The following is a 20908-nucleotide window of genomic DNA, read 5'->3' as shown; positions in this document are numbered from 1 at the left end:
CGTGCCGTCCGGCGGAGCGGAGGATTCCGCGACGCCTAGGGGACCACCGTGACGGGCCAACGGCCCGCCTTGACCAGCCGGATCGCGACCGAACCGATGAACCGGTGCCCGGCCGACTCCGACGCGCCCACGACCACGGCATCCGCCTTCAGCTCGTCCGCGGCGGTCACGAGCCCGTTGTAGGGGTCGCCGCGAAAGGTGTGGAACTCCCAGCGCACGTCCCATATGTCCTTCATCCGCCGGGTCGCCTCCCGGATCTCGCTCACCAGCCCCTCCGCGACCTCGCCGGTCGTGTCGGCGATCGGTGCGCCGAGAGCGGCCCCCGCGGGCAGCACCGGCTGGACGTAGACGAGGGCGAGCATGGCGCCCTGGCGGCGGGCCAGCCCCGCAGCGTAGGCCGCGGCGCGCATGGAGGAATCGGACCCGTCGAGGCCTGCGACGATCACTTTCGGACCATCAGTGCCACGTTCGAACTTATGAGGCTGCGGTTCTGTCACGGCAGTGAGGCTATCCGCTGTCCGGGCGGACTCCGGAGCGGGCTGCGGCACGGTCTCGGCCGGGGCTGCCGGATGCCCTGCCCGGGATCCCTCCATCGGGTGCAAAACCGTCCGCGGCCGGTGTCGGCGGCCGCGGCGGGAGCGGCGCCGTGCGAGCAGTTGGTCATGAAAAGTGATCAGAGGCTGCCGGGGCGCAGGACGCTGCTGCGACTGGCCGCCGGACTCGGTGCGGCCGCCGCCGTGCGCATGACCGTCGTGGATCCGGCCGGGACGCCGGTCCGGTACCTCGACGCGCCCATGGCCGGGGCGGCCGGGCCTCCGTCGGCCGTCCGGGCCCGGCCGGCCGGCTATCGCCTCCAGCCCATGACGGCCGGTACCCCGGCCCGCTTCCGCCCGGCGGCACCGCAGGTCCGTACGAGGCCGATCGAGGAACTTCCCGGGATCGGGCGGGCCATGGTGCTCACCTTCGACGACGGGCCGGACCCGCTCCACACCCCGCACATCCTCAGGACCCTGCGTGAGCGCGATGTCCGCGCGATGTTCTTCCTCTGCGGAGAGATGGCCAACGACAACCAGGACCTGGTGCGGGCCATCGCCGAGGACGGGCACACCATCGGGAACCACTCGTGGAGCCATCCCCTGGTCACCAGGCTCTCCCGGGCCGGTGTCCGCGACGAGCTCGGCCCCACCAGTGAGGTGATCGAGAAGATCACCGGCGCCGCGCCCCTCTGGTACCGGGCACCGTACGGAGCGTGGAACCGCAACTCCTTCGAGATCGGTGCCGCCATGGGAATGGAGCCCATGGCCTGGACCCTCGACACGCTGGACTGGACCGAACCCGGCGTCGGCACCATTGTCCGCCGGGTCCGGGAGGGGGCCGCCCCCGGTGTCGTCGTGCTGTCGCACGACGCCGGGGGCGACCGCTCGCAGAGCGTGGCCGCACTGCGCCGGTACCTGCCCGAACTGCTCGACGACGGCTACCGGATCACGGTGCCCCGGCGCAGCTGAGGGCGACAGGACCGGGCGGGTCCGTGAGGCGCCCGCGCCGTGCCGGGACGAGACGGGGCGGGGCCGGTGAGGGTCCGTCAAGGGCGGAGCCCGGGGCGATCCTGCCGGGGCGGGCATCGGCGGCCGGCCCGGTACGCCGTCGCCCCGGGGCCCGTACCGGGACCCGGGGCGACTTCTCGGTCGGCACTGTCCTGCCGTCAGTGCGAACGGCTCTCCCCGCGACGGCGCGCCACCTGGACGGCGCCGGCGGCCGCTGCCACCGCCAACGCCGCGCCGGCGGCGATCTTCACACCGTTCGTCGTGCCGGTGGCGTCGCCCGGTCCGCCCTGCGGGCCGGCCGCTGCCACCGTGGGACGGGCGGTCGGTGCCGGAGCCGCGGCGATGGTGAGACCGGACTTCGCCGCGGAGCCGGACGACGTGCCGCAGTTGAACGTCACTTCGTAGGAGGCGCCGGGTCTCGCGTCCCAGTCGACCGTGGCGCTGACGGAGCCACCTGCGGGAATGGTGACGGTGTCGAAGACGCCGGAGCCGGCGGTTGCGGTTGTGGAGCACCCCCGGGCGGCCAGGGTGACCCGGCTTCCCGGCGTGATCACCGACGGAGTGACGGTGAATCCGGTCGCGGAGGACGCGCCTCCTGACGTCGCGGCGTACGCGGTTGCGGACGGAGCGGTCAGGGCGAGAGCGGCGGCGCCGAGCAGGGCGACGGGTGCGACGCCTATTGCGCGCATGGGTGAGTCCTCCGGATCCCCGAGGAGCACTTGCGGAACGAATTTCCACAAAGCGTCAGAAATGCACCTCGACGCGCCAAACGCTAGGAGCCGTCCACCACGCTCGCGATCGGAGTGCGCCGCGCGGGCGCCGGGTTCGCCCGAGCGGCGCACCGCCCGTGTTCCGACGGACCGCTATCCGCCCGCCGCACGGGGGAACAGGTCGAGGAACGGCGCCGCGGTGGCCGAGATCTCCCGGCCGAAGGGGGAGTCGAAGTCCCAGATCAGGAACAGCAGAAAGGCGATCAGAACACTGAAGAGGCCCGCCAGCAGGAGTTCGCGGAAGGTTCTGCGGATCTGCAGGGTGAACAACAGCCCCACGGTCACCAGGGCTCCGATGATCAGGCCGAACCAGACCACGCCCGGCATGGTCGCACCGGCACTCTGCCCGCGTGCGCTGCGGGCGTCGTCGGCCGCGGCCACCTCGTCGACCAGTGGCTGATATGCCTGCCCCTCGTGGTCGTTCCGCGGCCGGTACTGGGTGACATCGGTGCGTACCTTGGCCAGTAGGCGGGTGCCCTCTTCGGTGAGGGCGCCGTGCTCGCTCATCGCCCGCCACTCGTCGTGGACGACGTGGTGGACGTAGGCATCGACATCGGCGCGGATGCGGGAGCGCACATCGGCCGGGTAGACGGCGGAGCGGACACTCACCTCGTGCAGCGCCTGGGCCTCCTGACGTACGTATTCCTGCGCGGCGCCGCGTCCTTCCCAGACGCCCGCGATGGCGAGGCCCAGGACGATCGCGTAGACCACGCCGATCATCATCGTCATGTACTCGATGACGTCAGGCGTCTCGGACGGGTCGTCATCCTCTCCGATCCGGCGGTTGTTGAGCACGGCGATGGTCAGGACGACGGCGCTGGCCGCCGCCATGGCGAGGGCGAGAACAAGCCATTCCGACATGGTGATCCTCCGGAGGTCAGCGGGAGCGGGGACGCAGTACGGCGACGGCGAAGACCGCGGGTGCCGTGATCAGCAGGGTGAGGTTGACCAGGGAGGTGCCGTGTCGCACGACCTTGCTCGGTGGCTTGCGGTAGGTGGGCAGTGCCACGGGCCGGGGCGTGGGGCGTACGGACGGGGAGGGGGAGGGCGGGGGAGGAGGTGTGGGCGAGGGCGTGGGTGTGGGCGCCGGGGCGGGCGGTGGCGGTACGGGCACCGGTTCCGCTCGCGGCGGTGCGGGCGGTGCGGGCGGTGGCGGGGGTGGCGGCGGTGGGGGCGGCGGAGGCGACGGCCGTGGGGTGTGCGGTGGCGTCGGTTCGGGAATCGGGCCCGCGTGGCAACTGCCGTCGCCCGACGTGGCGACCGACGAACTGCCCCCGTTCTCACCGATGGAGGCGTATGCGCAGCTGTCCGCGACGGCGGGAGCCGGGGCGGAGAGCAGCCAGAGAAGGGCGACGGCTGCCGTGAGCCGTCCTATGAGTGATCCGTACACGACCGGGAGCATGTTCCGGCCGGTCGCGGGACACGCGGACAGAAGGTGTGTTTCGCCTGATGGTGGGGATCTGGAGTGACGGGTGTTTACCGTCGGGGGAGCGCCCGGGACCAGCACGGATCCGGCGGGGACGGGGCGGGCGCCCGGTGTCGTGGGTGGCGGTGGCGCCCCGCGTAACCGGGACGTGCCGTACGGAGGTTGACGCGGACCCCCGGCCGCAACGGTGGTCCGGTGCCGGGCCGGCTCCTGTGCCACCACGTGACCGGTCGAGCGACGGACCGAGCGACGGACCGAGCGCCCGGTGAAACCGCCGACGAGGCGAACGTTGAAGCGGTCGATGAAGTGACCGGGCATTGCCTCATTGGTAAAGAATGCTTCCAAAGGCGTCACCGCCAAGGCATTTGTCACCCTCAATCGACCCGGCCGACTCAACTGCCGGGACATCGGCCGTCATCCGGTCCAGACCTAATGCCCGATGAGAAACCGGCTGCATCACCGGATTCATCAACGGCCGGGAGTGGGACGGCCCATGGTGCCCGGCAACACCTCCGCCGGAGCCGTTCGGCGTCGAATGTCACACGCAGCGACGGCGTGGTTGCACATGCCACTGGTGTGTGACCAATAACGGACGGCTAATTTCCGTTTCCGCTCGCTCTCTTGGCAGTGGATCAGTAGCCTCTGGTCAACACTGACCATGAACATGGCCGGATCGCCGTGGCGACTTGTTGGAGACATTGATGGAGCGTCCCGCCTGGGCACCGCAAGGCATAGACATTTCGGTGCCGAGCGTGTCTCGCATGTACGACTTCTATCTGGGCGGATCGCACAATTTCGAGGTGGACCGGGAAGCGGCGCGCAAGGCCATGGAGTTCATGCCGGGACTCCCCAAGATCATGCAGGCGAATCGCGCCTTTATGCGCCGAGCCGTGCGTTACGCGGTGAGCCAGGGCATCAGTCAGTTTCTGGACATCGGTTCAGGAATACCGACCTTCGGCAATGTTCACGAAGTCGCCCAGGCGGCCGACCCCGAGGCCCGGGTGGCGTACGTCGACCACGACCCGGTCGCGGTCGCGCACAGCCGGGCCGTACTCGAAGGAAACGACCGGGCCGTGATCGCCGCCGCCGATCTGCGCCACCCGCGGGAGATCGTGAAGAACCCGGAGATCACCGGACTGCTCGACCTGGACCGCCCGGTGGCCCTTCTGCTCGTCGCGGTGCTCCACTTCATCGAGGACGCCGACGACCCGCAGAGCGCGGTCGCCGAACTGCGGGAAGCACTCGCACCCGGCAGCATCGTCGTCATGACCCACGCCTCGTACGAGGGCATTCCGCTCCCCCGGGAAGAGGCGGGCGGCACGGTGGAGGTCTACAAGAACATCCGCAACCCGCTGGTCATGCGGTCCCGCGCCGAGATCGCCGGCTTCTTCGAGGGATACGAGATGATCGAGCCCGGCCTCGTGTCGATGCCGCACTGGCGGCCGGACGCACCGGTGGTGACGGAGCAGGAGGACCCATTCGCGTTCTCGGGCTTCGCGGGAGTGGGACGCAAGGCGTGAGCATCCCCGCCCAGTCGTCCGGTGTGCCGGACACGGAGCCCGACGGTCCCGAGGACCGGCTCCGGAGATTCGCCACCATATGGAGCCGGGCCATCTTCCCCTCGACGGCCACCTCCTTGACGCGCACCGAGTTCGAACAGCATCTGCTGCCGCTGGCCCGCGATCTCAGCGACATCCTGCACGCCCGGCCCTTCGACGCGGCACCGGCGGGCGAAGTGGGCGCCGCCCTCGTCTCCGCGCACTGCACCGATCCGGACGCGCTCAGCAGCACGCTCGGCGTGATCGACTCGTATCTGGTGCTCTACTGCGGAAGCAACGGCGTGACGGCGTTGTCGACCGAGGACAGCAGGGCCCGCTGCGCCCGGATCCAGCACACCCTCGCGGGTGGCTTCACCCAGGCGCTGCGCGAGCGCACCCTCGCCGAGCAGGAGGCCATCGCGCGTTCCGCGCTGACCGCCCGCACCGACGCCGAACACGCGCTGCACGCGACCGAGGCACGGTTCCGCGCGGTCTTCAAGGACGCGGCCATCGGCATCGGCATCGCCGACCTGGACGGCAATGTCCTGGAGGTCAACGACACCCTCACCCGGATGTTCGGCGGGCTCGACCACCATGTGCGCAGCCACAAGGTCAACGAGTGGGTCCACCCCGAGGACTCGCCGCACGTGTGGAAGTACTACGACGAGCTGGTGCGCGGCGAACGCGAGCACTACCGGGTCGAGAAGCCGTACTACCGCAACGACGGCACCGTGCTGTGGACCAATCTGACCGTGTCGCTGCTGCGTGACGCCGAGGGCGAGCCGCAGTACCAGCTGGCGCTGATGGAGGACACCACCGAGCGCCGGCTGCTCAATCTGCGGCTGCGGTACGAGGCCACCCACGACGCGCTCACCGGTCTGCCCAACCGGACGCTGTTCTTCGAGCGGCTGGAGAAGGCACTGTCCGCCGAGGACGGCAGCCGCTTCGGCCTCTGCTACCTCGACCTGGACGGCTTCAAGGCGATCAACGACAGCCTCGGCCACGCGTCGGGGGACCGGCTGCTGGTCGAGGTCGCCGACCGGTTGCAGAGCTGTGCGACCGCGCCCGGCGAGATGGTCGCGCGGCTCGGCGGCGACGAGTTCGTGGCCCTGACCACCGGTCCCGGGACCGAGACGGAGGTCGTCGAACTGGCCTGCCGCATCCTCGGCGTGCTCGGCAGCCCGATCCGCCTGGACGGCCGTGAGCTGACCGTACGGGGCTCCATCGGGGTCGTCGAAGGGCCCGCCCGCGAACGCAACGCCGCCGAGGTGCTGCGCAGCGCCGACATCACGATGTACCGGGCCAAGTCCGCGGGCGGCAACCGGTTCGAACTCGCCGACGCCGAGGCCGACGCCCGCGCCATCACCCGGCACGGGCTGACCACCGCACTGCCCGCCGCCCTGGAACGCGGCGAGTTCTTCATCGAGTACCAGCCGCTGGTCCACCTCGGCGACGGCACGGTGCACGGCGCGGAGGCGCTGGTGCGCTGGTGCCACCCGCAGCACGGGGTGCTCGGCCCGGACCGGTTCATCCCGCTCGCCGAGCACACCGGACTGATCGTGCCGCTGGGCCGCTGGGTGCTGGAGGAGTCCGTACGGCAGGCCAACTTCTGGCAGAAGCGGCACACCGACGGCGGCCCGCTGCGGATCAACGTCAACCTCTCACCGACCCAGCTGCACCACCCGCGGCTGGTCGCCGAGACGGTCGACGTGCTGGAGCGCTCGGGGCTCGAACCCGGGGCGCTCTGCCTGGAGGTCACCGAGTCCGCGCTCATCGGCGCCGACGACGACCTGCTCAAACCGCTGCGGCAACTGGCCGAAATGGGGGTCGACATAGCGCTCGACGACTTCGGCACCGGGTACTCGAACCTGGCGAACCTGCGCCGGCTGCCGGTGAGCGTGCTCAAGCTGGACCGTTCCTTCACCATGGGCATGCAGCAGCATCCGGCGGACCCGGTCGATCTCAAGATCGTCGAGGGCATCGTCTCCCTGGCGCACAGCCTGGACCTCGCGGTCACGGTCGAGGGCGTGGAGACCGGCGCCCAGGCCGAGCAGCTGCGCGAGCTGGGCTGCGACACGGCACAGGGCTGGTACTACGCCCGGCCGGGCGCGCCGGACCGGATCCACTCGCTGCTGCTGGCCGACGCGGTGTGAGGCCGGGCGGGCCCCGGCTCCCGTCCCGCTCCCGCCGGACGGGCCTGCTCAGGCCCGTCCGGCGGTGAGCAGCACCTTCTGCAGCTCGCGTGCCGCGCGCGGCGGAGCCACATCGCTGCGGTGCGCGAGCGCGATCGTGCGCCGCAGCCCAGGACGGGCCAGCGGGGTGGTCCGCAGCTCGTGACCGGACCGGACGGCCACCATGCTCGGCACCACCGCGATCCCGAGCCCCGCCCGGACGAAGCCGAGCACGGCGTCCATCTCGCCGCCCTCCACCGTGAACGACGGCTCGAAGCCCTCGGCCCGGCAGGCGGCGACCGTCAGCTCCCGCAGGTCGTACCCGTGCCGGAACATCACCAGCGGTGCGCCCTGGAGATCGGCGATCCGTACGCTCCCGCCCCGGCCGGGTCGCGGGGCCCGCGCCGACGACACCACGACCAGGTCCTCCTGGAGCAGCTCCACGGTCGTGAGCGCGGGGGACGCGGCCGGCAGCGGCAGCACCACCAGCGCGAGATCGAGCGCGCCGCGCGCCAGTTCCCGCACCAGGTCGAGCGAGCCGCCCTCCTCCAGCAGCAGCTGGATCCCCGGATGCCGGTCGTGGAAGGCGCGCAGCACGTCCGGGAGCAGGCCGGTGCAGAGGCTGGGGGTGGCACCGAGCCGGACCCGGCCCCGGCGCAGCTGAGCCAGCTCCTGCACCTCGTGGCGTGCGGTGTCCGCGTCCGCGAGGATCCGGCGGGCCAGCGGCAGCAGGGCCTCGCCCGCGTCGGTGAGCGTGATGTTGCCGCGCGCCCGGCTGAACAGCTCGGCCCCCAGCTCACTCTCCAGCGCCCGGATCTGCTGGGAGAGCGAGGGCTGCGAGACATGCACCTCCTCGGCGGCACGGGTGAAGTGCCGGGTCTCGGCCACGGCCACGAAATACATCAGCTGCTGGAACTGCATACGCCCACCTCGATCGGCCACGATAGTCCAAGCCTATGAACATGAGCCATTCCATGTCTTGGACTGATCAGGTGGATCGGACTTAGCGTCGTGTCCATGGCATTGGCAACCCGGACGGACCGACGGCCGTCCATGACGCGTACGCTCTGGGACTCGTCCCTCGGCAAGAAGACGGTCATGGCCGTGAGCGGCCTGATCATGCTCCTCTACCTGGTCGTCCACATGATCGGCAACCTGAAGATCTTCTTCGGGTCCGGCGAGTTCAACCACTACGCGCACTGGCTGCGGACCATGGGCGAGCCCTTCCTGCACTACGAGTGGGCCCTGTGGATCGTCCGCGTCGTGCTCGTCGCGGCAGTGGTGCTGCACGCCGTCTCCGCGTACCAGCTGAGCCGACGCGACATCCGGGCACGTCCCGCCAAGTACGTGCACAAGAGGCCGCGCGCCAGCTATGCCACCCGGACGATGCGCTGGGGCGGGATCATCCTCGCCCTCTTCATCGTCTGGCACATCCTCGACCTGACGACGGGCACCGTGCACCCCGGCGGATTCCAGTCCGGGCACCCGTACCAGAACGTCATCGACACCTTCTCCACCTGGTACGGCAACACGATCTACATCGTCGCCATGCTCGCCCTCGGACTCCACGTCCAGCACGGCTTCTGGAGCGCTGCCCAGACCCTCGGCGCGGGAAGCGCGACCCGTGACCGCGTCCTCAAGACCGTCGCCAACGCCCTCGCCGCGGTGCTGACGCTGGGCTTCATCTGTGTACCCGTCGCCGTCATGACCGGAGTCGTGAGCTGACATGACCGACTACTCGCACTACGAGACCGGCGCACCCGTCGTCGACACCAAGGCCCCCGAGGGCCCCGTCGCCGAGCGCTGGGACACCCGCCGCTTCCAGGCCAAGCTGGTCAACCCGGCCAACCGCCGCAAGCACACCGTCATCGTCGTCGGCACCGGCCTGGCCGGCGGCTCGGCCGGTGCGACCCTGGCCGAACAGGGCTACCACGTAGTCCAGTTCTGCTTCCAGGACTCGCCCCGCCGTGCCCACTCGGTCGCCGCCCAGGGCGGCATCAACGCCGCGAAGAACTACCGCAACGACGGCGACTCGATCCACCGGCTCTTCTACGACACCGTCAAGGGCGGGGACTTCCGCGCCCGCGAGTCCAACGTCCACCGGCTCGCCCAGATCTCCGTCGAGATCATCGACCAGTGCGTCGCCCAGGGCGTCCCCTTCGCCCGCGAGTACGGCGGTCTTCTCGACAACCGCTCCTTCGGCGGCGTCCAGGTCTCCCGCACCTTCTACGCCCGCGGCCAGACCGGACAGCAGCTCCTGCTCGGCGCCTACCAGGCACTGTCCCGGCAGATCGCCGCGGGCAACGTCGAACTGCACGCCCGCACCGAGATGCTCGACCTGATCGTCGTCGACGGCAAGGCCCGCGGGATCGTCGCCCGCGACCTCGTCACCGGAAAGATCGACACGTACTTCGCCGACGCGGTCGTCCTGGCCAGCGGCGGCTACGGCAACGTCTTCTACCTGTCGACGAACGCCATGAACTCCAACGCCACCGCCGTCTGGCGCGCCCACCGCCGCGGCGCCTACTTCGCCAACCCCTGCTTCACCCAGATCCACCCCACCTGCATCCCGCGCACCGGCGACCACCAGTCCAAGCTGACCCTGATGAGCGAGTCGCTGCGCAACGACGGCCGGATCTGGGTCCCGAAGGCCAGGGGCGACGACCGTCCCGCCAACGAGATCCCCGAGGACGAGCGCGACTACTACCTGGAGCGCATCTACCCCGCCTTCGGCAACCTGGTGCCCAGGGACATCGCCTCCCGTGCCGCGAAGAACGTCTGCGACGAGGGACGCGGCGTCGGCCCCGGCGGCCAGGGCGTCTACCTGGACTTCGCCGAGGCCATCGCGCGGATGGGCCGGGACAAGGTCGAGGAGAAGTACGGCAACCTCTTCGACATGTACGCACGGATCACGGCGGAGAACCCGTACGAGACCCCGATGCGGATCTACCCCGCCGTGCACTACACGATGGGCGGCCTCTGGGTCGACTACGACCTCCAGACCACCGTCCCCGGCCTCTTCGCCATCGGCGAGGCCAACTTCTCCGACCACGGCGCCAACCGGCTCGGCGCGTCCGCGCTGATGCAGGGCCTCGCCGACGGCTACTTCGTCCTCCCGTCGACGATCAACGACTACCTGGCCCGCAATCCGCACCACGAGCCGGTCGACGCCTCGCATCCCGCCGTGGAGGAGACCGTCGCCGACACCGAGGACCGGCTGAACCTGCTGCTCGCGGTCGACGGCGACCGCACCCCCGACTCCTTCCACCGCGAGATCGGTGAACTCATGTGGGAGTACTGCGGCATGGCCCGCACCGAGGAAGGACTGCGCACGGCGCTCGAACGCATCCCGCAGATCCGCGAGGAGTTCTGGCGACGCATCAAGGTCCCCGGCACCGGCGACGAGTTCAACCAGTCGCTGGAGAAGGCCAACCGCATCGTCGACTATCTGGAGCTCGCCGAGCTCATGTGCCTCGACGCACTGCACCGCGCCGAGTCCTGCGGCGGCCACTTCCGCGAGGAGTCGCAGACCCCGGACGGCGAAGCCGCCCGCCGGGACGAGGAGTTCTCCTACGCCGCAGCCTGGGAGTTCGCCGACACCGGCCGGCCCCCCGTCCTGCACAAGGAAGACCTCGTCTTCGAGTACGTCCACCCCACTCAGCGGAGCTACGCATGAAGCTCACCCTGCGCGTCTGGCGGCAGAAGAACGCCGACGCACCCGGCACCATGTCCACCTACCAGGTGGACGGCATCTCGCAGGACATGTCGTTCCTGGAGATGCTCGACACCCTCAACGAGGAGCTCATCCTCGCCGGCGACGACCCCGTCGCCTTCGACCACGACTGCCGTGAGGGCATCTGCGGCGCGTGCAGCCTCGTCATCAACGGCGATGCCCACGGCCCCGAACGCACCACCACCTGCCAGCTCCACATGCGGTCCTTCGAGGACGGCGACACGATCGACATCGAACCGTGGCGCGCCTCCGCCTTCCCGGTCGTCAAGGACCTGGTCGTGGACCGCTCGGCCTTCGACCGGATCATCCAGGCGGGCGGTTACATCTCCGCCCCTACCGGCACCGCCCCCGAGGCACACGCCACCCCGGTGCCCAAGCCCGACGCCGACTTCGCCTTCGAGCACGCCGAGTGCATCGGCTGCGGCGCCTGCGTGGCGGCCTGCCCCAACGGCTCGGCGATGCTCTTCACCTCGGCGAAGGTCAACCACCTCAACGTGCTGCCGCAGGGCGCCCCGGAGCGCGAGACCCGGGTGCTCGACATGGTCGGCCAGATGGACAGCGAGGGCTTCGGCGGCTGCACGCTCACCGGCGAGTGCGCCACCGCCTGCCCCAAGGGCATCCCGCTGCCGTCGATCTCGGCCATGAACAAGGAGTGGCTGCGCGCCACCCGCAAGGTGCGCCGGTAGAGCCGCCGGTCCGAGGCGGGGGCCGGGGCGGCCCCGGCATCGGGGCCGCCCCGCGACTACCCGGCCGGAGTGCCCGCCGCGGCAGCGTCCTGGAGCGGTTGACCGAGCCGTTCCAGGAGCCCGGCGGCCTCGGCACGGTACCGGGCGACCGCCGCCGTCTTGATCTCCTCGTACCCCCGCACCATGTCGGGCAGTTCGGCGAGTTCGACGGTCAGGGCGTGGTTCTCCGGGCCCAGCGCCAGGCACGCCCGGGCGATCATGTCCTCGTACTCGACGACCAGCGCCCGTTCGACCCGGCGCATCCGGGCGGCACCGAACGGGTCCAGCCACGTACCCCTGACGTGGCGCATCGCCGCGAGCACGCGGAAGACGGGCCTGAACCACGGGCCGAGCACGATCTTCCGGTCCATCCCGAGCGCGCGGAGCACGGGCGGGTGAAGGCGGTAGAAAATCCGGGCGCCCTCCCCGAACCTCGCCCGTACGTCACCGCCTGCCCGAGCTGATCTCGTTCCTCTCGCGATACCGGACCCTTGAGCCGGGCGATGTGATCTGCACCGGATCACCGCGCGGTGCGGGTGTCTTCTCCGACCGCTTCCTGCGGCCCGGCGACCTCGTCGAGGTCGAGGTGGAAGGCATCGGATCGCTGCGCGGCGGCGTGGTGGCGGCCTGACCGCCGAGCCGCCCGGGAGTGCCCCGGCGCGGTGCTGTTCCCGGCTCCGGAGGCCGCCCGCCTCCGGAGCCGGGAAGTCCCGGACGGCTCGCGGGGTCAGGAAGTCACGGAGAGGTCGTCCGCGTACACCGTGCCCTGTCCGTACCAGCCGTGCAGATAGACGGTCACCTTGCCGGTGGAGCCGGTGGTGAAGGCGACCGACTGCTTGGCGTAACCGCTCGACGAGCCCCAGGCGCTGGCCGTCGCGTCGCCCCGCACACCGAGGTAGCCGTAACTGCCCTGCACCCAACCGCTCAGGGTGTACTCGGTGCCGGGCGACAGGGTGAGCGTCTGCGCGCACTCGCCGGTCTGCGACGCGGTGGCCGCCGCGGCGAGTGCGTGCGTACCGCCGTGCACCGGGGTGGAGACGACCGCGCCACCGGACTCGCACGTCCAGGGGCCGAGCGAACCCGACTCGAAGTCACCGTTGACCAGGGCCCCGGTGCCGCCGCCCGGGCCCGACACCGTGAGGGTGAAGGCCGCCGCGTGGCTGAGCGTGCCCGCCGTGCCGGTCACCTCGATCCGGTACGTGCCGGGGGCCGCGGACGCCGAGGCGGCGACCGTCAGCTTCGACGCCCCGCCCGCGGTGACCGTGGTCGGGCTGAGCGTCGCCGTCACACCGGCGGGCGCCCCGCTCGCCGTCAGCGCGACGGTCTTCGCGTTGCCGGAGGTGACCGCCGTGTTCACCGTCGCCGTCGTGGTGCCGCCGGGAGCGACCGTCGCCGAGGCGGGGGCCACGGCCACCGAGTAGTCGTCCGTCACCGGACCGGTGCCGCCGCCCGTGAACGGGGCGAAGGTGTGGGTGAAGTACCAGGTGTCCTGGGCGATGCCGGAGCAGGTGTCGCTGCCCCCGGTGCCGGGGCAGCCGCCGTTGTCGCGCTGGAGCGCCCAGAACGACAGGGTGCTGACGCCCTTGGCGACGGCCCAGTTGTAGACCGAGGTGGCGTCGGCCGTGGTGAACGTCTCGGCCGGGCCGTAGTCGTCGATGCCCGGCATCTCGATGATGCCGGTCATGCCCCACAGCTGGGCGTCGGTCTTCGACGGGTACAGATCGGCCAGCTGGCCCTTGAGCCCGGTGATCGCCGTCTGGGTGTCCTGCGCCATGTTGTGCGAGGCGCCGTCGTAGTAGTCGAAGGTCATGAGGTTCACGACATCGACCTTGGCGCCGTTGGACACCGCGTTCTCCAGCACCGCGAGACCGCTGTCGGCCAGACCGCTCGTGGTGGTGGGCAGGGTGTACGAGATCTGCACCGAGCGCCCGTTGGCGGCGGCCCAGTCCTGCACCTTCTTGATCGCCTTGTTGCGACGGTCGATCCCGGCGCTGTTCTCCAGCGAGTTGTCCTCGATGTCCATGTCGAGGCGGGACACGTCGTAGGTCGTGATGACCTTCTCGTAGGCCGCCGCGATGGAGTCGACACTCGTACAGCTGTCGGCGATCTCGGTGCCGCCGTTGTCGGCCGTGTAGCCGCCGAACGACGGGATCACATCGCCGCCGCGGGACCGGATGGTGGTGAAGTCGGCGCCGAACTCGGACTGGGCGATGGGCGTGCCCGAATCCCCGTTCCAGTAGGGGGTGCAGGAACCGCGGGCCTCCGTCTGGATGAAGGCCATGGTCAGGTACTTGGCGCCGGACGCCTGCGAGAGCGCGGCCGGGCTGTCGCCGTTCCACGCCTCGAAGTACGGGGCGAAGACGTGTGCGGGCAGGGGGGTGGCGGCGGTCGCGGCGGCCTGCGCGCCGGCGCCCGATCCGAGGATCAGGCCTGCGGACGCGACGACGGTGGCCAAGGCGCTCAGGACGGCGCCGACTCTTCTTGGACGTCTCATGGGGCAGCTCCCAGCGGGGTGAGACAACGGGCGGATCGCACGGCTCGGCCGCGCCCGTCGCCGGACGCGGCCCGTTCCTGTGATTCCCGGCCGGGGTCACGTGCCGCACGGCGAGGAGCGGCCGTGAGGCATGCCCATAATTGGTCTGGACCAGATGGCTGTCAATGTTCTTTGCCGTTTCATTCCCCTTTGCTTGCCTGGACCGGCAACTCGCGTGGCGAATGGGGGAGTTGACGACGGCCCGGCGATCAGTCGCGACGGAGCGCGGCCCGGAGGTACGGAGCCGTACGGCTCTGCGGAACCCGGGACACCTCATCGGGCGTTCCCGCCGCCACGATCCGGCCGCCCCGGCCGCCGCCACCGGGGCCGAGGTCGATCACCCAGTCGGCGTCCGCGACCACCGCCATGTCGTGCTCCACGACCACCACCGTGTCGCCCGCGTCGACGAGGCCGTGCAACTGCCGCATCAGCACCTCGACATCGGCGGGATGCAGCCCCGTCGTGGGCTCGTCCAGCAGGTACAGGGTGTGGCCCCGGCGGGTGCGCTGGAGTTCGGTGGCGAGCTTGATCCGCTGGGCCTCACCGCCGGACAGCTCCGTCGCGGGCTGGCCGAGCCGCAGATAGCCGAGCCCGACATCGAGCAGGGTCCGCAGACTGCGCTCGGCGGCCGGCGTACCCGCGAAGAACCCGGCCGCCGACTCCACCGTCAGATCCAGCACCTGCGCGATGTCCAGACCCCGCAGCGTGACCTCCAGGGTCTGCGGGTTGTACCGCGCGCCGTGACAGTCCGGACAGGGCGTGTACGTACTGGGCAGGAAGAGCAGCTCCACGGAGACGAACCCCTCGCCCTGGCAGGTCTCGCACCGCCCGCCCGCCACGTTGAAGGAGAACCGTCCGGCCCGGTAGCCGCGCTCCCGGGCGGTCTCCGTACCGGCGAACAGCTTGCGCACGACGTCGAAGAGCCCGGTGTACGTGGCCAGATTGGACCGGGGGGTACGGCCGATCGGCCGCTGGTCGACCTGGACGAGACGGTCCACCGCCTCCAGCCCCTGCGCCGAGTCGCACCAGGGCGCCGGGCGCTCCGCGGCCGGGTCCGGGTCTTTTCCGGTGCCGCCCTGGCGGTCGGCGAGCGCACCGGCCAGCACCTGACCGACCAGCGTCGACTTCCCCGACCCGGAGACCCCGGTGACGGCCGTGAAGACACCGAGCGGGAACGCGGCGTCCACTCCCCGCACGTTGTGCCGGTCCACCCCGTTCAGCCGCAGCCACCCCGACGGCGCACGCACCTCGCGTACCGGCACGGGCTCCTCGTCGAAGAGGAAGCGCCGGGTCGCCGACTCCGTCACCTCCGCGAGCCCGGCCGGAGGACCGCTGTGCAGCACCCGGCCCCCGTGCTCACCGGCCAGCGGTCCCACATCGACCAGCCAGTCGGCCCGGCGCACCACATCCATCTGGTGCTCCACGACGAAGACCGAGTTCCCGGCCTCCTTCAGCCGTCCCAGCACCCCGAGCAACGACTCGGTGTCCGCCGGATGGAGACCGGCCGACGGCTCGTCCAGCACATAGACGACCCCGAAGAGACCGGAGCGCAACTGCGTGGCCAGACGGAGCCGTTGCAGCTCGCCGGAGGAGAGCGTCGGAGCGGTCCGGTCGAGGCTGAGGTAGCCCAGGCCGAGTTCGGTGACCGTCTCGATCCGGGCGAGCAGATCCGCCGTCAGTACCCGCGCCGTGTCGCTGCCGCCCGCCGTGCGCAGCAGCTCGGACAGAGAGGTCAGCGGGAGTGCGGCCAGCTCCGCGATCGTACGGCCGGCGAAGGTCACGGCCATCGCCCGGGGGCGCAGCCGGCTGCCGCCGCAGGCCGGACACGGGGCACTGGTCAGGAACCGCTCGGCCTTCGCCCGCAGGGTGCGGCTCTTGGAGTCCGCGAAGGTGTGCATCACATAGCGGCGGGCGCTCATGTACGTGCCCTGGTAGGGGCGCTGGATGCGCCCCGCCTCCCGCACCGGATGGACCGTCACCACCGGCTGCTCGTCGGTGAACAGGATCCACTCCCGCTCCTCGGCACCCAGCTCGCCCCACGGCCGGTCGATGTCGTGACCCAGCGCGTCCAGCACATCGCGCAGGTTCTTGCCCTGCCACGCGCCCGGCCAGGCGGCGATCGCGCCGTCCCGGATGGACAGCGAGGGATCGGGGACCAGCAACTGCTCGGTGGTGCGGTGGACGAGACCGAGCCCGTGGCACCGAGGGCACGCCCCGGCGGCGGTGTTCGGCGAGAAGGCGTCGGAGTCGAGCCGCTCCGCACCGGCCGGGTAGTCACCGGCCCGCGAGAAGAGCATGCGCAGGAAGTTGGAGAGCGTGGTGACCGTACCGACGGACGAACGGGCCCCGGGCGCCGAGCGGCGCTGCTCCAGCGAGACGGCGGGCGGCAGTCCGGTGACCTCACCGACCGCGGGCGCGCCGACCTGATGGATCAGCCGGCGGGCGTACGGGGCGACCGACTCGAAGTAGCGGCGCTGGGCCTCGGCGTAGATCGTCCCGAACGCGAGCGAGGACTTCCCGGAGCCGGAGACCCCGGTGAAGACCGTGAGGGTGTCGCGCGGGATGTCGACCGAGACGTCCTGGAGATTGTGCTCGCGGGCGCCGCGCACCCGGACGTACGGGTCGTGGGGGGTGGACATGTGCGCGGGGACTCCGTACGGATCGGGGCAGAGCCGGGGCAGGGCCGACGGGCCGGGGACAAACACTCCGATTCTAGGCATCGGAGGCCGTCCCGTGACTCCGGCGACCCGGCCGGACCTGCCCCGCCGACCGGCGGCGGACTCCCCGGACCTACCGGGAGGGACGCAGCGCGCGCTTGATCGGCCTGCCCACGACGCTGCGGGCCCGCTGGTACGTGGACCGCTGGGCGGGCAGCGAGGCGTTCTTCAGGAGCTTCCGCTTGAGCTGGGCGTTCTCGGCGGTGAGTTCCGTCAGCTGGCTCTGGAGCCAGTTCAGCCGGGGTGCCATGGTGGCGGGGTCGGAGCCGACCCAGGGGCGGACGCCCGGCGGGAAGGTCAGCCCGCTCATCTGCTTGTCGAAGGCCGCGCCGCCGTCGCCGTGGGTGAAGGTGTTCTCCAGGCCGTTCTTGTCGAGGAAGTTCACGAAACGGTCGAACCGCTCCTGATGACCGCGCATCAGCGGCCCGAAGTCGGCGGTGGCGTGGAGGTCGGCGGGGTCGAGGTCGGCCGGGACCTTGGAGAGCATCCGGTGCGGGATGTCGAAGTAGCGGCACAGCTCCAGCGTCCGGGAGTCGCCGCAGAGCACCGTGGCCGGCGTTCCGGCCAGCAGCGCCGCGATGTTGCCGTGGATCCGGGAGCCGAAGGAGAAATCGAAGCCCCGCAGGTCGTCCATCCAGGTGACCGGGTCGATGTAGACCCGCACCTTGCCCTCCCCGTACATGGGGTGGTCGGGGTGGGTGGGGATGCCGGTCACCGCGGCGTTCTGGTGGGACAGGTCGCGCCAGTGCAGCTGGCGGGCGTCGGAGAGGTTCTGGCCGATGAACCGCAGGTGCGGGTAGCGCGCGTGGGTGCGGTCGATGATCTGCCCGAGCTTGTGCTTGCGCACCGCGTCGTGCGATCCGTTGACGGCGATGCGGGACTCGGGCCCGAGCGCCCGGCCGTCCTCCCGGACGACGAGCCTGCTGCCGCCCAGGAACATCGAGGGACAGCCGATGACGTCCACGTCGCGGAATCCCATGTCCCGCAGATACCGCTCGGTGAACTCCCCGCGCACACCGATGGAGGCGCTGTGGTCGAGCACGGCGGAGACGAAGGCGTAGACCGTCGGCTGCATCGGCTTCAGCCGGTCCGCGGAGTAGTTGACGCCGGTCTGGGCGCCGACGCCCGGGACCACCACCGGTATCTTCAGCTTCGAGATGAGCTGGGTCAGCCGTTCCAGCTGCCGTTCGAAGGAGGGCCGGAAGGCGTTGGCGAGCGGAATGACGAAGACGTCGTACTCGCTGTTGATCCGGTCGGCGTCGGCGACCCGCGTGGTGATGCCGTTCGACACCACCTTGGCGCGCGGCGTCTCAAGGATCTTGTGAGTGGCATCGCTGAAGATCAGGTTGCCCGAGTTGGTGGCGAACACGTCCTCATGGAGAGCGCGCTCGACAGGGACGACGTCGTAGGGGCTCTTCCCTGAACGCAGGAGTATTCGCTTCACATCGTTAACGTTGGATGCCACAAACCTGAATATAGCTTTACAAACGCTTGTCGATCCATGCGGATCCTGTACAACCTTTTGCGATCCGCCCGGAACGTGACGGGTGGATCGCCCATCCGCGCGCGAGCGGGCGTGCGCGCGGTGAAAGTGGTGACGGGTGCCGGTACGGCGCCCACGGCCTTCCCCGCGCGGCCCTCTTGAGCCCCCGGCGGCCCCGCCCGTACGCTGCCTCGTGCGCGTCGGCGCGCCTACCGGGGAGGTGGAAGCGCCATCATGGCCGACTCACTGTCCGACGACGAAATCCTCGAAGCGGTGGCCCGGCACATCGGCCGTCCGGGGCAGGGGCCGCGGTTGCGGCAGGACGGCGCCGGCATCTCCCGGCTTCCGATGCTGGATCTGCGCATCGTCCGTTCCGTCGAGACCCGCAGCACACGACCGGAGTCCAGGCCCGGCAAGTACGACATATCGGAACGGGCGACGTACGAAGGCGAACTCCGCGACCATCCGGTCGATCCGCCGAAGGACCCGGCCCGGTCGCGGAAGGTGGAGCTGGTGCTCCACGGTTCGGTACGGACGGAGGCCTGTGGCTGCGACGAGGGCCGGCAGCCGTGCTCGCGTTGCCGGGCCAGCGGGAAACTGAGCTGCGAGACCGGCCCGTTGTGTCCGGCGTGCAAGGGTGTCGAACCGTGCACCTGGTGCGACGGCACGGGCCGGCGCCGCAAGGACGATGCGCCGGCCGGTTCGCCGCGGGAACGGAACGCGGCCGGACGGACCACCTGTCTGAAGTGCCGCAAGCCGCGCACCGCCTGCCCGCAATGCCAGGGGCGGGGCACCGAGAAGTGCCCGAAGTGTGACGACACCGGCTTCCGGGACTGTCCGGTCTGCGAGGGGAAGCGTTCCACGGAGCACACCCCTTGCGAGGGCACCGGACTGGTCACCCGGTGGACGGGCGGATCGGTCGGACAGGCGCCGCGGCGGAGCGCGTTGAGACTGCCGGACCCGGCGCCGCCACTGCGGGTCCGCCAGCAGACCGGGCGCACCGGAGCGTGGCGGCGGGCCACACTGACCTCGGCCGACGAGCCGATACCCGAGGCGCTGGACCCCGCCCATGTGGAGGCCGTCGAGGCGGCGCTCGCGCCCCGGCCGGACGAGGTGGCCAGACGCGCCGAGATCGAGTGGCTGCAACTGGTGGCGGTCACGATCCCGGACGACCCCGACCACGTCTTCCACGTCTTCCCCGGGCCGGGCGGCGCCGAGGTGCTCCCGGTCTGGTCGAGGCGCAGGTCCCTGCGGGTCGCCGCGGTGGTGGCCGGGATCGTGGTCGTGCTGCTCCTGGTGGCCGCGCTGGTCTGATTTGCTGGCGGCATGAGAGGCGACCACCGGCCCCTGGCCGTATTCGACTTGGACGGCACGCTCGCGGACAGCGGCCACCGGCAGCACTACCTGGAGGGCCGCCGGCGCGACTGGAACGGCTTCTTCTCCGCGGCCGTCGACGACCCGCCGCTGCCCGAAGGCGTACGACTGGCGCTCGACAGCGCCGAGAGCTGTGAGGTCAGGTATCTCACCGGGCGGCCCGAGCGGTGCCGCCGGGACACCGTCGCCTGGCTGGCCGCGCACGGACTGCCCGAGGGACAGGTGTACATGCGCCGCGACGACGACCGCAGGCCGGCCCGGCAGACCAAGCTGCAGATCCTGAAGCGGCTGGGCCGGGACCGTGAGATCCGGATGCTGATCGACGACGACGAACTCGTCTGCGACGCGGCGGAGCAGGCCGGATTCACCGTGGTGCGGGCCCGCTGGGCGGAGGCCTCGGCCACGCTCAGGGACGCGCAGGAGCGCGAGGGCCGTACCTGAACCCGGCGGGTGCGACCGGCCGGACACGGCCTCGTCCGTGCCGGCCCTCCTGCCGGTGCCGCAACCGGCGCCGGTCGGCGGGATCAGCTCGTCTCGTCGAGCCGGAAGCCCACTTTCAGGCCGACCTGGTAGTGCTCCACCCGGCCGTCCTTGATCTCTCCGCGCACCTGCGTGATCTCGAACCAGTCGAGATTGTGCAACGTTTCCGAAGCTCTCGCGACGCCTCTGCGGATGGCATCGTCGACGCCCTCGTGCGAGGTTCCGACGATTTCGGTGACCCGATAGGTGTGATTTGACATCTTATGTCTCCTCTCGTCCCTACCACGGTGCCCCACCCGGACCGAGTCCGCGAGGGGTCGATGTGCAGAATGTGCCGTGAACGGGCCTTGACCAAATCAATGGTCCATACCAAAATCCAGCCACGCCCGTGCGAGCGCCGCCCGCAGTCCCCCA

General features: G+C 70.7%; 19 protein-coding genes. 9 read left to right on the top strand and 10 right to left on the bottom strand.

The genetic code is table 11. The features are described from left to right. Positions 1-35: 35 nt before the first annotated feature. On the bottom strand, positions 36-497 hold the full coding sequence (locus ACGF8B_RS11300; protein WP_259929010.1) for a universal stress protein: 462 nt from the start codon (positions 495-497) through the stop codon (positions 36-38). Between the two features lie 165 nt (positions 498-662). On the opposite strand from ACGF8B_RS11300, the gene ACGF8B_RS11295 reads away from it, so the two are divergent. Further along, on the top strand, positions 663-1505 hold the full coding sequence (locus ACGF8B_RS11295; RefSeq protein WP_392736956.1) for a polysaccharide deacetylase family protein: 843 nt from the start codon (positions 663-665) through the stop codon (positions 1503-1505). A gap of 197 nt (positions 1506-1702) precedes the next feature. On the opposite strand, the gene ACGF8B_RS11290 is transcribed toward ACGF8B_RS11295, so the two are convergent. The 3 genes from ACGF8B_RS11290 to ACGF8B_RS11280 form a co-directional block, all read right to left on the bottom strand. Next, positions 1703-2233, bottom strand: a complete 531-nt coding sequence (locus ACGF8B_RS11290; RefSeq protein WP_392736954.1) for a hypothetical protein — start codon at positions 2231-2233, stop codon at positions 1703-1705. Positions 2234-2407: 174 nt separating this feature from the next. Beyond that, on the bottom strand, positions 2408-3175 hold the full coding sequence (locus ACGF8B_RS11285) for a hypothetical protein (protein WP_392736952.1): 768 nt from the start codon (positions 3173-3175) through the stop codon (positions 2408-2410). Positions 3176-3191: 16 nt separating this feature from the next. Continuing rightward, the gene (locus tag ACGF8B_RS11280) at positions 3192-3323 is read right to left on the bottom strand and encodes a hypothetical protein (RefSeq protein ID WP_384751064.1); all 132 of its coding nucleotides are present in this window, start codon (positions 3321-3323) and stop codon (positions 3192-3194) included. 1118 nt (positions 3324-4441) lie between these two features. Between ACGF8B_RS11280 and ACGF8B_RS11275 the strand changes: the two genes are divergently transcribed. Together ACGF8B_RS11275 and ACGF8B_RS11270 are read left to right on the top strand one after the other, a co-directional pair. Next, positions 4442-5260, top strand: a complete 819-nt coding sequence (locus ACGF8B_RS11275; RefSeq protein ID WP_392736950.1) for an SAM-dependent methyltransferase — start codon at positions 4442-4444, stop codon at positions 5258-5260. Next, a complete protein-coding gene (locus ACGF8B_RS11270; protein WP_392736948.1) occupies positions 5257-7431 on the top strand; it encodes a putative bifunctional diguanylate cyclase/phosphodiesterase in 2175 nt (724 codons plus the stop codon). Before ACGF8B_RS11275 ends, ACGF8B_RS11270 begins: the two co-directional genes overlap by 4 nt. 48 nt (positions 7432-7479) lie before the next feature. Here the strand turns inward: ACGF8B_RS11270 and ACGF8B_RS11265 are convergent, their stop codons facing one another. Next, on the bottom strand, positions 7480-8370 hold the full coding sequence (locus ACGF8B_RS11265; RefSeq protein ID WP_392736947.1) for a LysR family transcriptional regulator: 891 nt from the start codon (positions 8368-8370) through the stop codon (positions 7480-7482). A 96-nt stretch (positions 8371-8466) separates the two neighbouring features. Between ACGF8B_RS11265 and ACGF8B_RS11260 the strand changes: the two genes are divergently transcribed. Genes ACGF8B_RS11260 through ACGF8B_RS11250 form a run of 3 tightly spaced genes read left to right on the top strand, consistent with a single transcriptional unit; the run spans position 8467 to position 11868 of the window. After that, a complete protein-coding gene (locus ACGF8B_RS11260) occupies positions 8467-9174 on the top strand; it encodes a succinate dehydrogenase (protein ID WP_392736945.1) in 708 nt (235 codons plus the stop codon). 1 nt (position 9175) lies between these two features. After that, positions 9176-11125 (top strand): fumarate reductase/succinate dehydrogenase flavoprotein subunit, encoded by a 1950-nt coding sequence (locus ACGF8B_RS11255; protein ID WP_392736944.1) that lies wholly within the window; start codon positions 9176-9178, stop codon positions 11123-11125. Continuing rightward, positions 11122-11868, top strand: coding sequence for a succinate dehydrogenase/fumarate reductase iron-sulfur subunit (locus tag ACGF8B_RS11250; RefSeq protein WP_392736942.1), 747 nt, complete (start codon positions 11122-11124; stop codon positions 11866-11868). Before ACGF8B_RS11255 ends, ACGF8B_RS11250 begins: the two co-directional genes overlap by 4 nt. A gap of 56 nt (positions 11869-11924) precedes the next feature. On the opposite strand, the gene ACGF8B_RS11245 is transcribed toward ACGF8B_RS11250, so the two are convergent. Then, positions 11925-12431 (bottom strand): DUF6537 domain-containing protein, encoded by a 507-nt coding sequence (locus ACGF8B_RS11245; protein ID WP_392736940.1) that lies wholly within the window; start codon positions 12429-12431, stop codon positions 11925-11927. On the opposite strand from ACGF8B_RS11245, the gene ACGF8B_RS11240 reads away from it, so the two are divergent. After that, positions 12359-12538, top strand: coding sequence for a fumarylacetoacetate hydrolase family protein (locus tag ACGF8B_RS11240; protein ID WP_392737420.1), 180 nt, complete (start codon positions 12359-12361; stop codon positions 12536-12538). The two genes, ACGF8B_RS11245 and ACGF8B_RS11240, sit on opposite strands and share 73 nt — an antisense overlap. A gap of 96 nt (positions 12539-12634) precedes the next feature. Here ACGF8B_RS11240 and ACGF8B_RS11235 read toward each other — a convergent pair whose 3' ends face one another. From ACGF8B_RS11235 to ACGF8B_RS11225, 3 genes are all read right to left on the bottom strand, one after another. Beyond that, entirely contained in the window at positions 12635-14401 is a 1767-nt protein-coding gene (locus ACGF8B_RS11235) for a glycosyl hydrolase family 18 protein (RefSeq protein ID WP_392736938.1), read from the bottom strand. A gap of 248 nt (positions 14402-14649) precedes the next feature. After that, entirely contained in the window at positions 14650-17079 is a 2430-nt protein-coding gene (uvrA, locus tag ACGF8B_RS11230) for an excinuclease ABC subunit UvrA (RefSeq protein WP_392736936.1), read from the bottom strand. A gap of 151 nt (positions 17080-17230) precedes the next feature. Continuing rightward, a complete protein-coding gene (locus ACGF8B_RS11225; RefSeq protein WP_392736934.1) occupies positions 17231-18622 on the bottom strand; it encodes a polysaccharide pyruvyl transferase family protein in 1392 nt (463 codons plus the stop codon). Positions 18623-18874: 252 nt separating this feature from the next. Between ACGF8B_RS11225 and ACGF8B_RS11220 the strand changes: the two genes are divergently transcribed. Beyond that, the gene (locus tag ACGF8B_RS11220) at positions 18875-19954 is read left to right on the top strand and encodes a hypothetical protein (protein ID WP_392736933.1); all 1080 of its coding nucleotides are present in this window, start codon (positions 18875-18877) and stop codon (positions 19952-19954) included. 12 nt (positions 19955-19966) lie between these two features. Then, positions 19967-20455: a hypothetical protein gene (locus ACGF8B_RS11215; protein WP_392736931.1), complete on the top strand. Its 489-nt coding sequence runs from the start codon at positions 19967-19969 to the stop codon at positions 20453-20455. Between the two features lie 83 nt (positions 20456-20538). Here the strand turns inward: ACGF8B_RS11215 and ACGF8B_RS11210 are convergent, their stop codons facing one another. Continuing rightward, positions 20539-20754 carry a dodecin gene (locus ACGF8B_RS11210; RefSeq protein ID WP_093546549.1) on the bottom strand — a complete coding sequence of 72 codons (216 nt, stop codon included), beginning with the start codon at positions 20752-20754 and terminating at the stop codon, positions 20539-20541. Positions 20755-20908: the final 154 nt, after the last annotated feature.

The sequence above is a fragment of the Streptomyces sp. NPDC047917 genome, assembly GCF_043204345.1.
In the GTDB taxonomy this organism is placed as follows: Bacteria; Actinomycetota; Actinomycetes; order Streptomycetales; family Streptomycetaceae; genus Streptomyces; species Streptomyces sanglieri.
The sequence above is the reverse complement of the archived record's forward strand: the minus strand, read 5'-3'. Positions and strand labels throughout refer to the sequence as shown.